Below are 19,840 nucleotides of genomic sequence, written 5' to 3' on the forward strand. Positions count from 1 at the left end.
CGTCGTCAGCCCTTGGTGGTCGGAGCAGCGGCTGCGCCCGCCGGCATGCCGGATCCGCTCACCTGCTTGCCCGGCCCGGTGACGCTCTCCAGGATCGAGCCCGGCAGCGCCTTGGGCGTCTCGAACAGGCCGCAGAGCGGCATGACGAGCAGGAAGTGGGCGAAGTAATAGGCCGTGCAGATCTGCGAAGCGATGACGTATCCCCCCTCGGGCGGCTGGGATCCGAGCCAGCCCAGCAGGAAGGTCGCACCGATGAACACCCAGAAGAACTGCCGGTAGATCGGCCGGTAGTTGCAGGAACGCACCCGGGACCAATCGAGCCACGGCGCGAAGGCGAGGATGATCACCGCCGAGAACATCAGGATCACGCCGCCGAGCTTGCTCGGGACCGCGCGCAGGATCGCGTAGAACGGCAGGAAGTACCATTCGGGCACAATGTGCGCGGGGGTGACGGCCGGGTTGGCCGGAATGTAGTTGTCGGCGTGGCCCAGATAGTTCGGCTGATAGAACAGGAACCACGAGAACAGGATCATGAACACGCAGGTGGCGAACACGTCCTTGACGGTGGCGTAGGGCGTGAACGGCACCGCATCCTTGCCCGACTTGATCGGGATACCTGCAGGATTGTTCTGGCCGGTGACGTGCAGCGCCCAGACATGCAGCACGACGACGCCGGCGATCATCCAGGGCAGCAGGTAGTGCAGCGAGAAGAACCGGTTCACGGTCGGGTTGCCGACCGAGTAGCCGCCCCACAGGAGGGTCTGGATCGTGTCGCCGATCACCGGGATCGCCGCCAGGATGTTGGTGATGACGGTGGCGCCCCAGAAGCTCATCTGGCCCCAGGGCAGGGTGTAGCCCAGGAACGCGGTGGCCATCATCAACAGGTAGATGATCACGCCCAGGATGTAGAGCACCTCGCGCGGGGCCTTGTACGACCCGTAATAGAGGGCCCGGAACATATGGACATAGACCGCCACGAAGAACATCGACGCGCCGTTGGCGTGCGCATAGCGCAGCAGCCAACCGTAATTCACGTCGCGCATGATCTTTTCGACGGAATTGAAGGCGCCCGTCGCCGACGGCTCGTAGTGCATTGCCAGCCAGACGCCGGTGACGATCTGGATCCCCAGGAAAGCCGCCAGGATCGCCCCGAAGGTCCAGAAGTAATTCAGATTCCGAGGGACGGGATAGGCGATGAAGGACGAATGCACGAGGCCGGCGATCGGCAGACGGGCTTCGAACCACTTGGCGACGCGGCTCTTCGGGACGTAGGTGCTGGCAGTTCCGCTCATGACCGCGCCCTCCTCAGGCCACTTCCTTGCCGCCCTCGCCGATCCGGATCTTGGTGTCCGTCTCGAAGGCGTAGGGCGGGATCGGCAGGTTGATCGGCGCCGGCCCATGGCGGACGCGGCCCACGGCATCGAACTGAGAGCCGTGACACGGGCAGGCCCAGCCCTCGAAATTACCCTGATGGCCGATCGGCACGCAGCCGAGATGCGTGCAGTTGCCGTAGACCACGAGCCACTGATCGTGCCCGTTCTTCACCCGGGTCGTGAAGGCGGCGGGATCGATCATCGCCGGCAGGGGGACCGCCTGCATGTCGGTCACCTCCTTGGCGGTGAGCTTGCGCACGAAGATCAGCTTGCCCCGCCAGAACACGTTGACGATCTGCCCGTCCTGGATCGGGGTCAGGTCGACTTCGATCGGCGCACCGGCCGCGATCGTGTCGGCATCCGGCGCCATGGATGAGACGAAGGGCCAGACCACCGCACCCACGCCGACGGCCAATCCGGCTCCCGTTGCCAGGAACAAAAAGTCTCGACGGCTCCCCTCGTGCCCATGGGCCGCGGGCGTGGCGGCTGATGTGTTCGCCAAGATTCTGAACTCCGTGCGTCGGCGTGCGGGCCGCAGGCGCCCTACCCTGATTTCCCGGCTCGGCCAGGATCAAAGCATTATCGTTCTAATCCGAGCAATGAGACCGTCTGACGCCCCCGAGTCAAGCGGGCCGTGCAGCGCAGCGATACGGTCGGGCCATCATTGTTCCGGCGTGCCGCCAGCCGCCGGTTCGGCCCCGCCACGCTACGCCGCGGCGCTGTCGAAGCGTGTGGTTCCATCGGCCAGGAAGCCACCCGACTGGCGCGACCACAGGCCGGCATAGACGCCGCCGCGGGCGACCAGCTCGCCGTGCGTTCCCTCTTCGACGATCCGCCCCCGGTCGATCACCACCAGACGGTCAAGGGCCGCGATCGTTGACAACCGGTGCGCGATAGCCAGCACGGTCTTGCCGGCCATCAGCGTATCGAGCGACTCCTGGATCGCCGCTTCCACTTGGCTGTCGAGGGCCGAGGTCGCCTCGTCCAGGATCAGGATCGGCGCATCCTTCAGGATCACCCGCGCGATGGCGATGCGCTGGCGTTGGCCTCCGGAGAGCTTCACGCCGCGCTCGCCGACTTGGGCATCGTAGCCGCGGCGGCCCTTGTGGTCGACCAGATCGGCGATGAAGCCATCGGCATGCGCCAGCCGCGCCGCGCGCGCGATCTCCGCCTCACTCGCATCGGGACGCCCATAGGCGATGTTGTCGCGAATCGAGCGGTGCAGGAGAGAAGTATCCTGGCTCACCATCGCGATCGCCTCGCGCAGGGATTGCTGCGTGACCGCGGCGATATCCTGCCCGTCCACCAGGATACGCCCGCTCTCGACGTCGTAGAGCCGCAGGAGGAGGCTCGCCAACGTGGACTTGCCCGCGCCGCTGACGCCGACCAGCCCGACCTTCTCGCCGGGGCGGATCGTCAGCGAGAAATCTTCGATCACGGTGGCGTCGCCGCGGCCGTAATGGAAGCCGACGCTGTCGAACCGAATCTCGCCTCCGGTGACGGCCAGGGTCCTCGCGTCCGGCACATCGACCAGCGCGTGCGGCCGCGCCATGGTCTGCATACTCTCCTGGATCACGCCGACATTCTCGAAGACGCCCCGCACGGTCTGCATCACCCAGCCGGACATGGCGATGAGCCGGAGGACCAGGGCGATGCCCGCGGAGGCCTCACCGGTGGTCATGCCGCCGTCGCGCCAGAGGATCAGGCAGGCGGCGCCCGTGGCGATCAGCAGGGCGCTGTTCAGCGCGCCGAGGACGCTCGTGGTCAACGTGACGAGGCGGAACTGGTGCAGGTAGGCCTCGGTGTGGACGTCCACGGCATCGCGCACCGCGGCCCGCTCCTCCCGGTCACGGGCGAAAAGCTTCACCGTCAGGATGTTGGTGTAGCTGTCGACGATCCGGCCGATCAGGGTCGAGCGCGTATCGGCGGTGCGGTGCGAGCGTGCGCGGGCCCGGGGGACGAACCACGTGGTCAGCCCGGCATAGGCGGCGATCCAGAGGAGGACCGGCAGCACCAGCCAGGGGGAGATCGAGCCGAACAGCCCGACCGCGGTGATCGCGTAAATGGCAACGTAGAGCAGCGTATCGATCAGGACGACGGCCAATTCCCGGACTGCCGGGCCGACCTGAACGACACGGTTCGCAAGGCGACCCGAAAAGTCGCCCTGGAAATACGAGAGCGCGTGCCCGAGCGTGTAGAGATGCGCCCGCCACCGGATCTGGCTGGTGGATTGCGGCACGACGAGCTGATTGGACAGCACCTCGTGCGCCCAGATCGAGGCCGGCCGGACCACGGCGATCAGCAGGACGGCGAGGCCGAGACCGGTGGCGTGCTCCGACAGGACCGTCGACCGATCGGCGGTGCCGAGCAGGTCGATGAACCAGCGCATGACGAGGTAGAGCGAAGCCTCGACGGTGCCGGCGATGACGGCGATGACGAACAGAACCGCGAGGACGGCGCGGATCGGACGCAGGTAAAACCACGCGAAGCCGATGACCGCGTGCGGCGGCATCCGTGATTCATCGAAGGGCGCGAACGGATCGACGCGGCGCTCGAGCCAATCGAGGAACATGCTGCCTGGGGCGTGACGCTGCGGGAAGCCACCATGTAAGCGCGCGGCGCCCCGCGCCAACCGTGCGCGGAGGTCGCGCCGCCTCAGCGGTTCAGGGCGAGGGCTGCGCCGGACTTGGTGAGCGCACCCTCGAGACCGCCGCCGCCCTGGCGCAGGCGCGCCGCGACTGACCCGCCCGGCTGATAAAGGTAGACCTCGCCATCCCGGAAATCCCAGGCCGAGACCTTGGCGAGATCCTTGTTGGGGCAGGCGGCGGCGGAGGCCTTGTAGAGATCGAGGGCCGGGGCGCTCGACAGGGTGACCTTGCAATTCGCCCCGGTGGCGTCCCGGGCATCCCAGCTCCCGACAACGGAGGCGCGTCCGGTGGAGACCACCGGCGGCGGCGGGGCCGGGGGGGTGACCGGCTCGGCGATCACCGTCGGCGTCGCAGGTGACAGGGACGCCTGGGGGCCGGGCGGAGGCGGCGCATCGGGGCTCGCCGCCACGCCGGGCGGGGGCGCGAGCGGCGCCGCCGTCACGGTCCCGGACGGGATCGCCGGCACCGCGTCGAGGGCAGCCTGCGGCGCCCGGGTGCGCGGCGCGTCCAGACGGCTGGACGCGCAGGCGCCGAGGCTGGCCCCCAGGCAGAGAATGGCGAACGTCGACAGGCTCGGGCGCAGCATCGGTCCACTTGGGTCAGGCTTGAAGAGGTGCGCGGATGCGCTTCGTTCCTGACTCGGCGGCAAATGCGCTGACCGCAAGGCGCCACCCGGGGCACCGGGTGAGTCCCTTGCGGACGGGGCACCTTTTCACGGCAGTGTGGCCGCGGGGCCTCAAGGGCCTGCGCTCAGAGCGTGCGCTCGACCATCATCTTCTTGATCTCGGCGATCGCCTTGGCCGGGTTCAAGTTTTTCGGGCAGGTGTTGGCGCAGTTCATGATCGTGTGGCAGCGATAGAGCCGGAACGGGTCGTGCAGGGCATCGAGCCGGTCGCCGGTATTCTCGTCGCGCGAATCGATCAGCCAGCGATAGGCCTGGAGCAGGGCCGCCGGGCCGAGGAACTTGTCGCCGTTCCACCAGTAGCTCGGGCATGACGTGCTGCAGCACGCGCACAGGATGCACTCGTACAGGCCATCGAGCTTCGACCGGTCCTCGGGGGTCTGGCGCCATTCCTTCTCGGGGGCGGGCGTCTCGGTCTGGAGCCAGGGCTCGATGGCGGCGTGCTGGGCGTAGAAGTTGGTGAGGTCCGGGACCAAATCCTTCAGCACCGGCATGTGCGGCAGCGGATAGATCCGGATCGCGCCGTCCTTGTCCTTGCGGGTCATCACCGGCAGGGCGTTGTCCGGGCTCTTGCACTCGTCGATGCCGATCGTGCAGGCGAGCGCGTTCTGGCCCTCGATATTCATGGCGCAGGAGCCGCAGATGCCCTCGCGACAGGACCGGCGGAACACCAGCGTCGAATCGACCTTGTTCTTGATCCATAGCAGCGCGTCGAGGACCATCGGCCCGCAATCGTCGCGGTCGACCTGATAGGTGTCGATCCGCGGATTGGCCCCGTCATCCGGGTTCCAGCGGTAGATCTTGAAGGTCTGCAGGCTCTTGGCGCCCGGAGGGGCCGGCCAGGCCTTGCCCTGGGTGATCTGGGAATTCTTCGGGAGATTGAATTGGGCCATGGATCTTATCCGTCGATGGCGATCGTGCCCAAACCGGGCCGGAGGCGGGTTTGACCGGGTTCGATCGTGAGGATGGCACCGCCAACCAGGGCTTCACCAGCCGCGGCGATGGAGTGGAGAACCGAAGGACCGACCACCAGGGGGTCGGTGTTGTCGAGCCGTAGCTGTACGACGCTCGGCGCCTTCAGCCCGCGGGTCGCCACCGCGACGCCGAAGTCCAGATCGGCCGTGAAGACGATTCGATCATCCTCGGCCGCCCAGGTGAGAATGTCATCATCGAAGGCGTCGACGGCGCCGACATCCCGCCAATGCACGGCGACGTAACCCTGTTCGGTCAGGAGCCTCGCCCATTCCGGTGACAGGTTCACATCGACGACGAATCTCACGCCGCCGCCTCCGAGGTCACCGCAGAGGTCGTGATCGCGCGCTCCGAGGCGAGCCACGCTGCGAACCGGATCGCTTCGAGCACGTCCTCCCGCTCAATGTACGGGTACATCTCGAGCAGTCGTTCCATTGTCACCCCGGCACCGAGGTTGCCGAGGATCATGGAGGCGGTGACGCGCATCCCACGGATGCAGGCTTTGCCACCCATCACCCGTGGATCGACGGTGATGCGGGAGAAGCCATTGATGCGCCGCGCCGTGTCGCTCATGACGATCGCTCCTCGCTCCGTCGTCAGTACACCCGCGCCTTCGGCTCAATGTACTGAATCTCGTTCGACATCGTATAGGTGTGCACCGGGCGGTAATCGATGTTGACCTGATGCCGCCCCTCGTCGAGCCAGGACAGAGTGTGCTTCATCCAGTCCTTGTCGTCGCGGTCCGGGAAGTCTTCGCGGGCGTGGGCGCCGCGGGATTCCTTGCGGTTGGCGGCCGATTCCATCGTCACCACCGCCTGGCCGATCAGGTTGTCGAACTCCAGGGTCTCCAGGAGGTCGGTGTTCCAGATCAGCGAGCGGTCGGTGATCTTCACGTCGGCGGCGGCGTTCCAGACCTTGTGGATCAGGCCCTTGCCCTCTTCGAGGACCTCGCCGGTGCGGAAGACGGCGCAGTTGTTCTGCATCGTCTTCTGCATCTCGGCCCGCAGTTCCGCGGTCGGCGTCGAGCCGTTGGCGTGGCGGAAACGGTCGAGGCGCTCCAGCGCCTTGTCGGTCGCGCCCTTGGGCAGCTCCTGCGCCCGCCCGTTCGGCTCGACGATCTCGGCGCAGCGTTTGCCGGCGGCGCGGCCGAACACGACGAGGTCGATCAGGGAATTGGACCCGAGGCGGTTGGCCCCGTGCACCGAGACGCAGGCGGCTTCGCCGATCGCCATCAGGCCGGGCACCACCGTGTCGGGGTTGCCGTTCCGCAGGGTCAGCACCTCGCCGTGATAGTTCGTCGGAATCCCGCCCATGTTGTAGTGCACGGTCGGAAGGACTGGGATCGGCTCCTTGGTCACGTCAACCCCCGCGAAGATCTTCGCGCTCTCCGAGATGCCGGGCAGGCGCTCGTGGAGGATCTTCGGGTCGAGGTGGTCGAGGTGCAGGTAGATGTGGTCCTTGTTCTTGCCGACGCCGCGGCCGTCGCGGATCTCCATGGTCATGGAGCGGGAGACCACATCGCGCGAGGCGAGGTCCTTGGCCGAGGGGGCGTAGCGCTCCATGAAGCGCTCGCCCTCGGAATTGGTCAGGTAGCCGCCCTCGCCGCGGGACCCTTCCGTGATCAGGCAGCCGGCGCCATAGATGCCGGTCGGGTGGAACTGGACGAACTCCATGTCCTGCAGAGGCAGCCCGGCCCGCAGCACCATGGCGTTGCCGTCGCCCGTGCAGGTATGGGCTGAGGTCGCCGAGAAATAGGCGCGGCCGTAGCCGCCGGTGGCCAGAATGGTCGTCTGGGCCCGGAAGCGGTGGATCTCACCGCTGGCCTGGTCGAGGGCGATGACCCCCCGGCAGCGGCCCTCCTCGTCCATGATCAGGTCGAGGGCGAAGTACTCGATGAAGAAGTCGGTCTGGTTCTTCACCGCCTGCCCGTAGAGGGTGTGCAGCATCGCGTGGCCGGTCCGGTCGGCCGCCGCGCAGGTGCGCTGGGCGGTGCCCTTGCCGTAATCGGTGGTCATGCCGCCGAACGGACGCTGGTAGATCTTGCCTTCCTCCGTCCGCGAGAAGGGCACGCCCCAGTGCTCCAGCTCGTAGACCGCGGCCGGCGCGTTGCGCACGAGGTACTCGATCGCGTCCTGGTCGCCGAGCCAGTCCGACCCCTTCACGGTGTCGTACATGTGCCAGCGCCAGTCGTCGGGCCCCATATTGCCGAGCGAGGCCGAGATGCCGCCCTGCGCCGCCACGGTGTGCGAGCGGGTCGGGAACACCTTGGTGATGCAGGCCGTACGCAGGCCGGCCTCGGAGCAGCCGACGGTGGCGCGCAGGCCGGCGCCGCCGGCCCCGACGATCACCACGTCGAAGGCGTGATCGTGGATCGTGTAGGCAGGCCCGCTGCCGTTGGTGCCGTTGGCGGCCATGATCGGCTCCTCGAAATGCGTGATGGCGGGGTTCAGGCCGGCTGTCCGAAGCCGATCCGCAGGACCGCGTAGAGGCAGGCCACGGCCACCAGGACCGCGTAGATGTTGTTGGCGAACACCGCGGCGATCTTCGTCGCCTGGCCGTGCACGTAATCCTCGATCACCACCTGCATGCCGATCCGCATGTGGATCGTCACCGACAGGAGCGCCAGGATCAGGATGATGGAGACGAAGGGCCTGGCGATCAGCTGCGTCGCTTCGACGTAGCCCCGGCCGGCCATGCTGGCGACGATCACCACGAAGGCGAGCATCAGGACTGTGTTCGCGGCCGCCGTCACCCGCTGTTGCCACCAATGGCCGGCGCCGTGATGGGCGATGCCGAGGCCGCGGACGCGGGCACGCGGGGTGCGGATGGAGACGCGGGTGTCCTGGCGGATCTGTTCTTGAGCCATGCCGGCCTCCTCAGCGGACCAGAAGGGCGACCGCCCAGATGACGAGGGTGAGCGCGACGGAGCCGACCAGCGTCAGGCGCGCCATGCTCAGGCGCTTCTCCCGATCGAAGCCGACGCCGGTATCCCATACCAGATGGCGCAGGCCGCCGAGCATGTGGTGCATCAGCACCCAGGTGTAAGCGAACAAGATCAGGCGGCCGAGCAGCGAGCCGAAGACCCAGGCGACATAGGAATACGCCGCCGGCCCTGAGGCAAGCGCCACCAGCCAGATCGCCACCAGGGCAGTCCCGCCGTAGAGGGCGGTGCCGGTAATACGGTGAAACACCGACATCGCCATCGTCCAGGTCCAGCGGTAGATCTGGAGATGCGGCGAGAGCGGCTGTGCCACGGTCGGGCGGGCGGTGGGTGCCATTGGATTGAAGCCTCGCAGCTGCGAACTGGACCGTCTCTAATCTGGTGCTAGCGCTAGTGCCTGCGGGCCCAAGCCGCAATGTGTCATGCTGCGCCGCACAGCGGGGGGCGTGTTGATAGCGCGGCGGATCTGTCACCGCAGTTGGCCCAGCAGGCGCCACCACGCGTAATCGAGGGGTGCGGCGACCACGAGCGAGGCGAGGCCGAAGACCAGGGTGAGGCGGGTCGCGTCCCGCAGGCGCACGCCGCCGAGCTCACTGGCGAAGACGATCGGCGGGGCCTGGTAGGGGAAGAACAGGGTCGAATAGCCGATCACCTGCACCGACACGACGGCCAGGGGCGAGAGGCCGCTGGCATTCACCATCTCGCCGGCGAGCGCGGTGTACAGGGCCGGCGCGCCGTTGGCGGTGACCAGCAGCGTCAGCACGGTGCTGATGCCGGTGAGCACCGCGAAGTTCTGCCCCGGCGCCCCGGGGGCGAGCGGCGCGACGGCGAGCAGCCAATGCCCGAGCCGCGCCCCGAGCCCGGTCTCGTTGACCAGCGCAACCAGGCCGAGCAGCGCCGCGATGTAGAAGCAGGTCCGCAGGTTCACCTGCTGGAATGCCTCAGGCGGCAGCACCCCGACCCGCGGCAACAGGCAGATCACCGCGGCGGCGAGTCCGACCCAGGCGGGTGCGAAGCCGTGCAGGCTGTCGGTCATCCACAGGGCCAGGGTGCAGGCCAGGATCACCGCCAGGCGCAACTCAGCCGCCGAGACAGGCGTCGGCACCGGGAGGGCGTGAGCCTCGGCGCTGAGCCGGTCTGGAAACAGGCGCACGATCAGCCCCACCAGCATCACGCCCTTGACCAGAGCCAGGACAGGCGCGTGAAGGAGGAAATAGGACATGTAGGAGAGGTGCAGGCCGAGCACCTGTTCGGCCGAGCCGGCCATCACGAGGTTGGGGACGTTGGCCGGCAGGATCGCCGCCGACAGGATCGGGGTCGCGACGCCGACCGCCAGGACGGCGCCGGTCCGCCCCGGCCGGCCGGGCGCCAGTCCGAAGCCGTCGCAGAGCGCAAGCGTCACCGGGATCATCAGGGCGATCCGGCCGAGATTCGACGGCATCACGAAGGCGATGAGGAAGCTCAGGGCAACGAGGCCGGCGATGAGCTGCGCGTAGGAGCCCGACAGGCGCGCGGCCAGCGCCCGCGCCATGCGGGCGCCGAGGCCCGTGCGGGTCATGCCCTGGCCCACGACCATGCCGGACAGGACCAGCCAGAAGGCCGAGGCCGAGAAGCCCGAGAACACCGTCGCCGCACCGCCCAGGTGCAGCAACATCGCAAGCCCGAAGAAGGCGAGCGCGGTGACGATCTCCGGCAGCAGCGCCGTCGCCCACGAGCCCATGCACAGCACCAGCAGGGCGGCCGTGGCCGGAACAACCGCCTCCCCGCTCATCCGACCCTCCCACGTTTCGTGCCGACGCGGGCATGGGCCGGTTTGGAACGGTTCGCAATTCGGGACTCGGCGACGCAGACTTCGTAGATCGCGAAGGCCGGCGGGTCGCGCGGTCCCATTCAGGCGTAGAAAAGCCCGACCGTTTCCGGCCGGGCTTTCGTTCAAGCATCGTTCCGACAGAGAACCGCCAGCGTCCGGAAAAAGACGCGGCGGAATCAGGGACCTACAGCATCGTGCCGGGTCCGAGTTTCGGGGCGATGCGGCAGAGCGACCGTGCCCGTAAAAGGGCGTTCAGTAGCCGTAGCCGTAGGTGCCGCAATAGGCCGGATCGTAGCCGTAGCCGTAATCGCCGGTGCAGTTATCGCTGTAGCCATAGCCGATCCCGCCGAGGCCGTATCCGACGCCGAGGCCCAGACCGACGCCGGCCAGGCCGTAACCCAGGCCGCGGCCGTAGCCGCGATGGGCGTATCCGCGGCCGACGAAACCACGATTGCCAATCCCAACGCGCCCGGCATTGGCGAAACCACCCCGCTGGACACCGCCGAGGCCGGCACCCCGACCGATCCCGACCCCGGCGTTACCGACGCCGGCGCCGCGGAAACCACCGCCCCCGAGCCCGGCACCGCCGAGGCCCGCGCCGCGAAATCCCCCACCGCCCATACCGCCGCCGTGAAAGCCACCGCCCCCGAAGCCGCCGCCATGAAATCCGCCGCCGCCGAAGCCGCGGGCATCGGCGCTGACCGGCACCAGGGCGAACGCCGCCAGAAGAGCCGTCGATGCGAGAGCCAATCGTCTCATGAGAAAGTCCGATCCTTGAGAGGAGTATGACTTTCCAACGTCCGATCGAACCCAAGTATCCAAGCTTGACGATTGACGAAGGCGTGTCAGTGCGTCGCTACGCTCAAGTTGAGCCGGCCATCGCTGTGCGATCGGGCGGTCACCGGAATGGCGGCTCGTCGAAGCTCCGCAGCTTGCGCGAGTGCAGGCCGTGCCGGTCGGCACGCAGCATGTCGAGCGCCGCCAGGCCGACCTTCAGGTGTTCCGAGACCGCCCGGTCGTAGAAGGCGTTGGCAGCCCCCGGCAGCTTGATCTCGCCGTGGAGCGGCTTGTCCGACACGCAGAGAAGCGCGCCGTAGGGCACCCGGAGGCGGAACCCCTGTGCCGCCACGGTGCCGCTCTCCATGTCGACCGCCACGGCCCGGGACTGGTTGATCCGCCGCCGCTCCTGGCTGAACCGCAATTCCCAGTTGCGATCGTCGTAGGTGACCACCGTCCCGGTGCGCAGGCGGCGCTTGAGCGCCTCGGCCTGCTCGCCGGTCACGGCGGCGGCCGCGTTCTGGAGCGCCACCTGTACCTCCGCGAGGGCGGGGACGGGCACGTCCGGTGGGACCAACTCGTCGAGGATCCTGTCGCGGCGCAGATAGGCATGGGCCAGGACGTAGTCGCCGATGGTCTGTGACTGGCGCAGGCCGCCGCAATGCCCGACCATCAGCCAGCAATCCGGTCGCAGCACGGCGAGGTGGTCGGTGATCGTTTTCGCGTTCGAGGGACCGACGCCGATATTGACCAGGGTCGTGCCCTGGAGGGTGCCGTCGTCGCCGCGGGCGACGAGGTGGTAGGCCGGCATCTGGTGCCGGTGCCAGGGCGAGGCGGCGATCACCGCGGCCGGATCGGCCTGCGCGGCCTCGGCGCGGGACACGGAGATCCCGCCCGGCAGGACCAGCCGCTCGAACCCCTCCGCCCCCGAGGCCAGCCGTTCGAGCCCGTGGCGGACGAACTGATCGACGTAGCGGTGGTAGTTGGTGAGCAGGATCCAGGGCTGGACCTCGCGCCAGTCGCAGCCCGTATAGTGGACTAGGCGGCGCAGGGAGTAATCGACCCGCACGGCGTCGAACAGGGCGAGCGGCAGCGGTTCGCCGTCGATGAGCGCGAAGGTACCGTCGGCGATCTCGTCGCCCACCAGGGACAGCAGCGGGACGGGGAAGTAGGTGGCCAGTTCCGCGCCGTCGACGGCCCGTCCGCCCGCATCGAGGCCGGCTTCGAGGATGTAGGGATAGGGAATCTCCTGTGAGCTCAGGCCCACTTCCAGCGAGATCCCGTAATCGGCGATCAGCGGCTCAAGCTGCCGGGTGAGATAGGTGCGGAAGAAAGCCGGATGCGTGATCGTGGTGGCATAGGTGCCCGCCGCTTGCAGCTTGGCGGTGGCCCGCCGGACCCGCGGCAGCGGTCCGTTCGGCCGATAGGTGATCCGCAACTCCGGATAGCGGAAGGCCAGGCGCTCGGTCGCGTCGGGCGGTGGGCCGCCCGCGAGATAGCGTTCGAGGGCCGTCCGCAGGGCCCCGGCCGCGTCGTCATAGAGCTCGACCAGACGGTCGATCGCGGTCCCGGCATCCGCCACTGCCTGCATCGGCCGCAATTCCCGCTCGATCATGTCGCCTCCGATTCCGGTGCCGGCTCTACACCCCGCGACGCGAGGGGGCGAGATCCGGGCTTGCGGGCCACAGGGGCTTGGCCGAGAAGCCGACGGACGCAATGTGAGGATGCATGAGCGCGGACGAGTTCGGGATCCGTCCCGGTGAGGAACTGGCGAGTCTGCCCGCGACCTTCGATGCGGGGCTCCACTTCATCGGCCGGCTGCGCACGCCCTGGCGAGCGCGCTCCGAATGCCCGAAGAACGGGCTGCAGACCGACGCGCTCTGCACCGTCGAGGTGGATGCGCCCTATGTCCCGGGCCTGCGCACCATCACGGGCTGCTCGCACCTCATTCTGCTCTACTGGATGGACCGGGCGACCCGCGGCCTCGTGGTCCAGCAGCCGCGCCACGCGGATGGCCCGCGCGGCACCTTCTCGCTGCGCTCGCCGGCCCGGCCCAATCCGATCGCCCTCTCGGTGGTGGAACTGCTCGGCCGGGACGGCGGCACGTTGCAGGTGCGAGGCCTCGACTGCCTCGACGGCACGCCGCTCCTCGACATCAAGCCCTATTACGCCTCGACGGATTCCCGGCCGGACGCGCAGGTCGACCGCGCCGGCGCCGCGCCGTGAGGCATCTCGCGGTGCTGATCGTCGGCGGCGTGGGACTTCTCGCCCTCGGCGGCCTCGTGGGCTGGCGCCTGCACAGACCGGCCGCCGATGCCCGCGCCTATGCGGTCATGCGCCTCATCGCGATTCAGGTGAGCCTGGACGAGGCGCCGCCGGACTATGTCTTTTACGGCGGGGATTCGCAGGTCGAGCTGCAGCCCGGCGGACAGCAGGTCTGCGGCCTGCCGCTGGTCAACGGCGGCGTCAGCGGCTCGACCGCGGCGGCCTACGCGGATCACCTCGCGCAGCTGAAGTTCAAGGCGCGCCCCCGGGTCGCTGCCCTGACCATCGGAACCAACGACATCCTGATGAAGAACAAGCCGCGCTCCGCCGAGCCGGCCGCGCGGTTCGAGGCCGCCGCCGAAACGATCGTCCGGCGCCTGCAAAACCTCGCGCCGCGGGTGGTGGTCACCGCCCTCCCCCCGGTCGGGCGCGAATTGGCGAGTCTCGTCGATGCCGCGGCGGTCGCGGATTATTCGGCGCGGCTACGCGCCCTGTGCGGGCGCCTGGGCTGCGTCTTCGCGGACCCGTTCGCGGCGTTGCGCGACGGCGATACCGGCTACGCCAAGCCGGGCGCCATGCGTGACGGCCTGCACCTGGCCGCCTACCGCCCGGCGCTGGCGGCCCTGGGGCCGGCCCTGTGCGGACCCTGAGGGCTCACTCCCACTCGATCGTGCCGGGCGGCTTCGAGGTGATGTCGTAGGTGACCCGGTTGATGCCCTTCACCTCGTTGATGATCCGGGTCGCCACCCGGCCGAGGAAGGCCATGTCGAACGGGTAGAAATCGGCGGTCATGCCGTCCACCGAGGTGACGGCGCGCAGCGCGCAGACGTGGTCGTAGGTGCGGCCGTCGCCCATCACGCCCACGCTCTTCACCGGCAGGATCACCGCGAAGGCCTGCCAGATCGTGTCGTAGAGGCCGGCCTGGCGGATCTCGTCGAGGTAGATCGCATCGGCCTTGCGCAGGGCCTCCAGCTTCTCGGCGGTGATCGTCCCCGGGCAGCGGATCGCGAGACCGGGCCCGGGGAACGGGTGACGGCCGACGAAACCCTCGGGCAGGCCGAGTTCCTTGCCGAGCACCCGGACCTCGTCCTTGAACAGCTCGCGCAGCGGCTCCACGAGCTGCATGTTCATGCGCTCGGGCAGGCCGCCGACATTGTGGTGGCTCTTGATCGTCACCGAGGGGCCGCCGGTGAACGACACGCTCTCGATCACGTCCGGGTAGAGCGTCCCCTGCGCCAGGAACTTGGCGCCGCCGATCTTTTTCGACTCGGCTTCGAACACGTCGATGAACAGGCGGCCGATGGTCTTCCGTTTGACCTCCGGGTCGCTGACGCCCTCCAGCGCCGAGAGGAACATGCCGCTCGCCTCCACGTGGACCAGCGGGATGTTGTAGTGGTCGCGGAACAGCGCCACGACCTGCTCGGCCTCGCCGAGACGCAGGAGCCCGTGGTCGACGAACACGCAGGTCAGCTGGTCGCCGATCGCCTCGTGGATCAGCACCGCCGCCACCGCCGAATCGACTCCGCCCGACAGGCCGCAGATCACCTTCTCCGAGCCGACCTGCGCGCGGATCTTGGCGATCGCTTCCTCGCGGTAAGCACCCATGGTCCAGTCGCCCGAGCATCCGGCGATGTCGCGCACGAAATTGCGGATCAGCAGGGCACCGTGGGGCGTGTGCGCCACCTCCGGATGGAACTGCACCGCGTAGTAGTTGCGCGCCGCGTCGGCCACCGCCGCGAAGGGGGCGTTCTTCGAGATCGCCACGGTGGTGAACCCGTCGGGGAGCTTCGTGACCCGGTCGCCGTGGCTCATCCAGACCGGATAGGTTTCGCCCTTGTGCCAGACGCCGTTGAACAGCGGGCAATCGGCCAGGATCTCGACCTCGGCCCGGCCGAATTCCGCGTGGTGCCCGCCCTCGACCGCGCCGCCGAGCTGCGCCGCCATGGTCTGCTGGCCGTAGCAGATGCCGAAGACCGGCACGCCCGAATCGAACACCACCTGCGGCGCCCGGGGCGAGGCTTCGACGGTGACCGATTCGGGTCCGCCGGAGAGGATCACCCCCTTCGGCCGCTGCTCACGGAACGCGGCCTCGGCCTTGGTGAAGGGCACGATCTCGCAGTAGACGCCCTCCTCCCGCACCCTCCGGGCGATGAGCTGGGTCACCTGAGAGCCGAAATCGACGATCAGGATCTTGTCGTGGTCGGTGTTCATCGCGGGCGATTATCCGATGGCCGGCACGCGCGCAACGCGCATCCCCGCGGGGGCTGGGGATCGCCGCGCAAGGCGCGCGCCAGGATCGTCGGCGGTCAGTCGAAGTTGCGGACCTTGGCCGAGCCGCCCAGGCTGATCGCGGGCTTCGCCGCCGCCCCGGCGAGGCTGACCTTCTTCTGGCCGGGCGGGGTCTTGGCGCGCAGCTGCGGCGCGGCCTCCGGCACGGGCCGGGACGGCTTCAGGTGTGCCTGGCCGTGGATCACGGAGCCGATCTCGCCGGCGACCCGGATCAGGTCGTCGCGCTCGCAGGACCGGGCGACCTTCAGGCCGAGCTTGTGCATGTGGCTCTTGCCATACAGGTAGGTGGCGAGCTGCGCGCGCTGCAGCGGCGGGATCTCCTCCAGGATCAACGGCAGGTCGAATTCGTCGGCGCGGTACACGGACCCCAGGACTTCGAGGCTCACCGGGCAGTCGACTTCGGGCTCGGCGCCGCTGGTCGGATGCGACTGGGTCATGGTTGCCTCTCGGGACTCGAAGGATCGGGGTGGACGGATGCCCCGGAGCCGGGGTCGAGTTCAACCCCCGTCGGCACGGCGAGGTCCGCGACCCGGTCGGAGCTTGGTTCGGGGGGCGATTCGGCCGCGGGTCGCCACGCACCCAGGCATCCGGTGCACACCGATTCGATCACCGCCCGGGCATGGGCCTGACGGCGTGCCCACACGGCTTCGCGGGCCGCGCGTGCGGCTTCGGCATCGGACAGGGGGCGGATGCGGATGAAGAGCGGCTCCTGGGCCAGGCAGGGTCCCGAAGCCAGGACCAGCATTCCCAGTGTCGCGACGATGCGGCGGCCGTGGCCGCGCGCGGACCTGTGAAGCCGTCGCGCGGCGTCCGGCATGCATCCCTCCCGGCGGAACTCGTCACCCTACCTCCCGCCGCAGGGTAAACCGCACGTTAACCATACCGACTTTCCGGCACGGACTGGCGCCGCGAATGCGTGGCTCCCAAGCGGATCTCGGCGTCGGCTCTGATATCGCGTCGAGCCGCTGCGCAGCGCGGGTCACCGCCCGGTCGAAGCCACGGCACGGTCGAGCGGAACCGGCACCGGGCCCGGTTCGTCGGCGCCCGCGAGATCCTGCGTGGACCGGCGCTGCTCCTGGGCGCGGCCGAGCCAGAGACTGTTCACGAGCCAGACCATGGACAGCGGGATCGCGGCCCCGGCGATGCCGATGCTGCCGAAGCCGAGCCCCTGGATCCCAGTGAACGACCATGCGCCGACCTGGTCGCCGAGCCGATAGACCACCGTGTCGATGAAGCTCTTGGCCTTGTAGCGGTCCTCCCGCGGGACGACCGTGAACAGGATTTCCCGGACCGGGCGCGCGATCGCGAAGTTGCCCGCTCGGCGCAGGACCTGAAACGCGACGATCACGCCGATCGTCGGCCATAGGGCGAGTGCCGCGAAGCCGAGGATGCTGAAGGCCGGGAGGATGGCGAGGGTCAGGGCGATGCCGATCCGGTTCACGATCCGACCGGTGAGGAACAATTGGACGCCCAGCGTCAGCACGTTCACCGCGAGGTCGACGCTGGCGAAGAACGCGGTCTGCGCGCCACGATCCGGAAAGCTGCGCTTCGCGATGCCGGCCTGCTCGAAATACAGGAACGTCGACGTCACCGAGAACAGCAGCAGGAACAGGGAGATGTTGAGTAGGTAGGGCGACGCGAAGGTCCGGGTCACGCCGGCCAGCACGCTGCCGCCGATCGTCCGGTCCTGCCCGTCGCCCGCGCCCTGCGTCGATCCGGGCATCTCGTGCAGGCGCGTCGCGTGTGCCGCCAGGCCGCGCATGCAGAACACCGCGACTTCGAGGAGCACGACGGCACCGAGCATCAGGCCCCAGGTCGGGACGTTCTTGGCGAGGAGCGCGGTGGTGGCCGAGCCCGCGATGGCGCCGAGCGTCGCGCCGGCCGCGATGAAGCCGAACAGCCGCCGGCCCTGCGCATTGGAGAACACGTCGACGATCGTCGCCCAGAAGATCGACACCACGAACAGGTTGAAGATCGACAGCCAGACGAAGAACACCCGCCCGATCCACACCCCCCAGTCCGGGGGTGCCAGGTACAGCGTCAGCGCGAAGGCGAGGATATTGGCCGCGAAGAAGCGGTAGGTAATCGGCACGAACCGGGCCCGCGGCATCCGCTTCACCAGGTAGGCGAAGGGCAGGTTCAGGGCGAGCATGCCCACCAGGGTGGCGGTGAACAGCCAGGGCAGGTTCTCGATGCCGCCAGCGACCCCCATCTGGTCGCGGATCGGGCGGAGGACGTAGTAGGCGGCCAGGATCGAGAAGATGTAGGCCCAAGCCCAGGCGAGCGCCCTGCCCTCCCCGGGCTGGATGTCGATCAGGCGCGCGAGCGGCCCGCGGGCCGCGGCTGGCTCAGCCATGGGGCGATCTCACCGGCAAGGTCGTCCCCGTCACGCCGCTGCGGCCCCGGCGGTTCACTTGGCGACGCCGAGCTTCTCGCGCAGCTCCGGGGCGGTGAGTTCATGACCGAAGCCCGGGGAGCCCATGGCGAACCGGTCGGCCTCCTTGAGCGGACCGACCACCACCGGGTCGAAGCCGGCATCGCGGACCAGACCCTCGGCGACCTTCAGCGCCTCCGGGTCGTCCCCGGCGATCGGGATCGCCATCCGGCCGCCGGCGCGGGCCTTGCCGCCGTCGGCGCCTTCCTTGGCAAAGACCTTGTAGTTCGCCGCATTGAACGCCCGGACCAGCTTCGCGCCCGGGAAGTACTTGGCGGAGGTGGTGCCGATGCCGTTCGCCTGGACCTCGTCGTAGAGCGCCCCGTCGCGCCGCTGGGTGGCGTTGCCGGCGTCGAGCACGATCTTGCCGGACAGGGCCGGCCCGATCTCCTTGGCGAGATCCGGATAGGCCTTGTAGGGCACGGCGATGAAGACCGCGTCCCCGAACTTGATCGCCTCCTCGGGGGTGCCGGCCTTCGCCTTGGGGCCGAGTTCCGAGACCATGGACGCGAGGGTCTCCGGGTGACGCGAGGCGAACATCACCTCGTGCCCATCCTTCACCCACAGCGTCCCGATGGTACCGCCGATATTGCCGGCGCCGATCACGCCGATCCGGATCTTCTTCGCCCCGTCCTGCGCCTGGACCGGGATGGCGGAAACCGCCAGCGACAGGCCAGCCGCCAGGGCGAGCGCCGCGCGGCGCGTGACTCGATCAGACCGCATCGATGAAGCTCTCCATCTGCTTGCGTTGTGCCGGATCCGGGAGTGCCCCCCGGGCGGCGCCGAGATTGTCCGCGACGTAGCTGGCCTTCGCCATGCCCGGGATCGGGCAGGTCACGGCCGGGTTGCCCAGGACGTATTTGAGGAAGAATTGCGGCCAGCTCGCACAGCCGAGGTTCTTCGCCACCGGCGGCAGATCCTTGCCCTGCACCGCCTTGAACAGGCGGTCGCGGCCGAAGGGCACGTTGGTCATCACCGCCATGCCCCTCTCGGCGGCGAGCGGGATCACGCGCTCGGCGGCGGCCCGGTTGTCGATGGCGTAATTCACCTGGATGAAGTCGAGGGTCTCCCGCTTCATCACGGCCTCCAGCGCCTCGAGCTGGTTGTCACGCCAGACGGTGACTCCGACGTAGCGGATCCGCTTCAGGCTCTTGAGGTCGCGCAGCAATGCGAGGTTGTCGGCCACGTCGATCAGGTTGTGGACGGCGACGAGATCGAGCGTCTCGACCTTCATCCGCGTCAACGACCGTTCGAACTCCGCGCGGGTCGCCTCGTGCCCGGTCGTGTCGACCTTGCTGGCCAGGAAGATCTTCTGGCGCAGGCCCGGCTCCGAGAGGATGGCGCCGAGCACGTCCTCTGCCGTGCCGTAGCTCGGCGCGGTGTCGATCACCGTGCCGCCGAGGGCCACGAAGCTCCGCACCGCCTCCCTGAGGGGCGCGACATTGTCGGGTGTCGGCTCGACCTCGTAGCGGCGGGAGGTGCCGATCCCGATCGCCGGCAGCATCTCCCCGCTGGACGGGATCGGCCGGCGGATCAGCGGTTCGGCGGCCTGGGCGAAGCGGCTCGCCAGTGGAGCGAGCGCGGCCGCGGCGACGACGGCGCGACGGGATACGGGCATGGCCGGCCTCCGACGGGGTCAGGACACCGAC

The 19,840-nt window shown here is 68.7% G+C and carries 21 protein-coding genes; 2 read left to right on the forward strand and 19 right to left on the reverse strand.

Annotation, left to right across the window (positions count from 1 at the left end; translation table 11 throughout):
• Window positions 1-5: 5 nt before the first annotated feature.
• The 13 genes from AC3IF1_RS24500 to AC3IF1_RS24560 all read right to left on the reverse strand — a co-directional run bounded on the left by AC3IF1_RS24500 (window position 6) and on the right by AC3IF1_RS24560 (window position 12,818).
• Entirely contained in the window at window positions 6-1,292 is a 1,287-nt protein-coding gene (locus AC3IF1_RS24500; RefSeq protein WP_243966755.1) for a cytochrome b, read from the reverse strand.
• 13 nt (window positions 1,293-1,305) lie between these two features.
• Window positions 1,306-1,875 (reverse strand): ubiquinol-cytochrome c reductase iron-sulfur subunit, encoded by a 570-nt coding sequence (gene petA / locus AC3IF1_RS24505; RefSeq protein WP_243966754.1) that lies wholly within the window; start codon window positions 1,873-1,875, stop codon window positions 1,306-1,308.
• Between the two features lie 204 nt (window positions 1,876-2,079).
• Window positions 2,080-3,945: an ABC transporter ATP-binding protein gene (locus AC3IF1_RS24510; RefSeq protein ID WP_489219721.1), complete on the reverse strand. Its 1,866-nt coding sequence runs from the start codon at window positions 3,943-3,945 to the stop codon at window positions 2,080-2,082.
• 83 nt (window positions 3,946-4,028) lie between these two features.
• The gene (locus AC3IF1_RS24515; RefSeq protein WP_243966752.1) at window positions 4,029-4,607 is read right to left on the reverse strand and encodes an AprI/Inh family metalloprotease inhibitor; all 579 of its coding nucleotides are present in this window, start codon (window positions 4,605-4,607) and stop codon (window positions 4,029-4,031) included.
• 164 nt (window positions 4,608-4,771) lie between these two features.
• Window positions 4,772-5,596: a succinate dehydrogenase iron-sulfur subunit gene (locus AC3IF1_RS24520; RefSeq protein ID WP_489219722.1), complete on the reverse strand. Its 825-nt coding sequence runs from the start codon at window positions 5,594-5,596 to the stop codon at window positions 4,772-4,774.
• Between the two features lie 5 nt (window positions 5,597-5,601).
• Complete coding sequence (locus tag AC3IF1_RS24525) at window positions 5,602-5,982, reverse strand: DUF5615 family PIN-like protein (RefSeq protein WP_489219723.1); 381 nt, start codon at window positions 5,980-5,982, stop codon at window positions 5,602-5,604.
• Entirely contained in the window at window positions 5,979-6,248 is a 270-nt protein-coding gene (locus AC3IF1_RS24530; RefSeq protein WP_489219724.1) for a DUF433 domain-containing protein, read from the reverse strand. Before AC3IF1_RS24530 ends, AC3IF1_RS24525 begins: the two co-directional genes overlap by 4 nt.
• Window positions 6,249-6,271: 23 nt before the next feature.
• Window positions 6,272-8,089: a succinate dehydrogenase flavoprotein subunit gene (sdhA, locus tag AC3IF1_RS24535; RefSeq protein WP_243966748.1), complete on the reverse strand. Its 1,818-nt coding sequence runs from the start codon at window positions 8,087-8,089 to the stop codon at window positions 6,272-6,274.
• A gap of 32 nt (window positions 8,090-8,121) precedes the next feature.
• Window positions 8,122-8,541, reverse strand: a complete 420-nt coding sequence (gene sdhD / locus AC3IF1_RS24540) for a succinate dehydrogenase, hydrophobic membrane anchor protein (RefSeq protein WP_489219725.1) — start codon at window positions 8,539-8,541, stop codon at window positions 8,122-8,124.
• A gap of 10 nt (window positions 8,542-8,551) precedes the next feature.
• Window positions 8,552-8,953, reverse strand: a complete 402-nt coding sequence (gene sdhC, locus AC3IF1_RS24545; protein WP_489219726.1) for a succinate dehydrogenase, cytochrome b556 subunit — start codon at window positions 8,951-8,953, stop codon at window positions 8,552-8,554.
• A 132-nt stretch (window positions 8,954-9,085) separates the two neighbouring features.
• On the reverse strand, window positions 9,086-10,387 hold the full coding sequence (locus tag AC3IF1_RS24550; RefSeq protein ID WP_489219727.1) for an SLC13 family permease: 1,302 nt from the start codon (window positions 10,385-10,387) through the stop codon (window positions 9,086-9,088).
• Between the two features lie 291 nt (window positions 10,388-10,678).
• Window positions 10,679-11,185, reverse strand: a complete 507-nt coding sequence (locus tag AC3IF1_RS24555) for a hypothetical protein (RefSeq protein ID WP_243966742.1) — start codon at window positions 11,183-11,185, stop codon at window positions 10,679-10,681.
• A gap of 139 nt (window positions 11,186-11,324) precedes the next feature.
• The gene (locus AC3IF1_RS24560) at window positions 11,325-12,818 is read right to left on the reverse strand and encodes an AMP nucleosidase (RefSeq protein ID WP_243966741.1); all 1,494 of its coding nucleotides are present in this window, start codon (window positions 12,816-12,818) and stop codon (window positions 11,325-11,327) included.
• A 113-nt stretch (window positions 12,819-12,931) separates the two neighbouring features.
• On the opposite strand from AC3IF1_RS24560, the gene tsaA reads away from it, so the two are divergent.
• Together tsaA and AC3IF1_RS24570 are read left to right on the forward strand one after the other, a co-directional pair.
• Window positions 12,932-13,429: a tRNA (N6-threonylcarbamoyladenosine(37)-N6)-methyltransferase TrmO gene (tsaA, locus tag AC3IF1_RS24565; RefSeq protein WP_489219728.1), complete on the forward strand. Its 498-nt coding sequence runs from the start codon at window positions 12,932-12,934 to the stop codon at window positions 13,427-13,429.
• Window positions 13,426-14,118, forward strand: coding sequence for an SGNH/GDSL hydrolase family protein (locus AC3IF1_RS24570; protein WP_489219730.1), 693 nt, complete (start codon window positions 13,426-13,428; stop codon window positions 14,116-14,118). The genes tsaA and AC3IF1_RS24570 overlap by 4 nt, the downstream gene beginning before the upstream one ends.
• A 4-nt stretch (window positions 14,119-14,122) precedes the next feature.
• Here AC3IF1_RS24570 and guaA read toward each other — a convergent pair whose 3' ends face one another.
• From guaA to AC3IF1_RS24600, 6 genes are all read right to left on the reverse strand, one after another.
• Window positions 14,123-15,679: a glutamine-hydrolyzing GMP synthase gene (gene guaA / locus AC3IF1_RS24575; RefSeq protein ID WP_489219731.1), complete on the reverse strand. Its 1,557-nt coding sequence runs from the start codon at window positions 15,677-15,679 to the stop codon at window positions 14,123-14,125.
• Between the two features lie 95 nt (window positions 15,680-15,774).
• Window positions 15,775-16,194, reverse strand: coding sequence for a hypothetical protein (locus AC3IF1_RS24580; protein WP_489219732.1), 420 nt, complete (start codon window positions 16,192-16,194; stop codon window positions 15,775-15,777).
• Window positions 16,191-16,574 carry a hypothetical protein gene (locus tag AC3IF1_RS24585; RefSeq protein WP_489219733.1) on the reverse strand — a complete coding sequence of 128 codons (384 nt, stop codon included), beginning with the start codon at window positions 16,572-16,574 and terminating at the stop codon, window positions 16,191-16,193. Before AC3IF1_RS24585 ends, AC3IF1_RS24580 begins: the two co-directional genes overlap by 4 nt.
• 162 nt (window positions 16,575-16,736) lie before the next feature.
• On the reverse strand, window positions 16,737-18,113 hold the full coding sequence (locus AC3IF1_RS24590) for an NTP/NDP exchange transporter (protein WP_489219734.1): 1,377 nt from the start codon (window positions 18,111-18,113) through the stop codon (window positions 16,737-16,739).
• 54 nt (window positions 18,114-18,167) lie between these two features.
• On the reverse strand, window positions 18,168-18,914 hold the full coding sequence (locus AC3IF1_RS24595) for an NADPH-dependent F420 reductase (protein WP_489219735.1): 747 nt from the start codon (window positions 18,912-18,914) through the stop codon (window positions 18,168-18,170).
• Complete coding sequence (locus AC3IF1_RS24600; RefSeq protein ID WP_489219736.1) at window positions 18,904-19,809, reverse strand: aldo/keto reductase; 906 nt, start codon at window positions 19,807-19,809, stop codon at window positions 18,904-18,906. Before AC3IF1_RS24600 ends, AC3IF1_RS24595 begins: the two co-directional genes overlap by 11 nt.
• Window positions 19,810-19,840: the final 31 nt, after the last annotated feature.

The sequence above is a fragment of the Methylobacterium sp. E-012 genome (genome assembly GCF_057836545.1).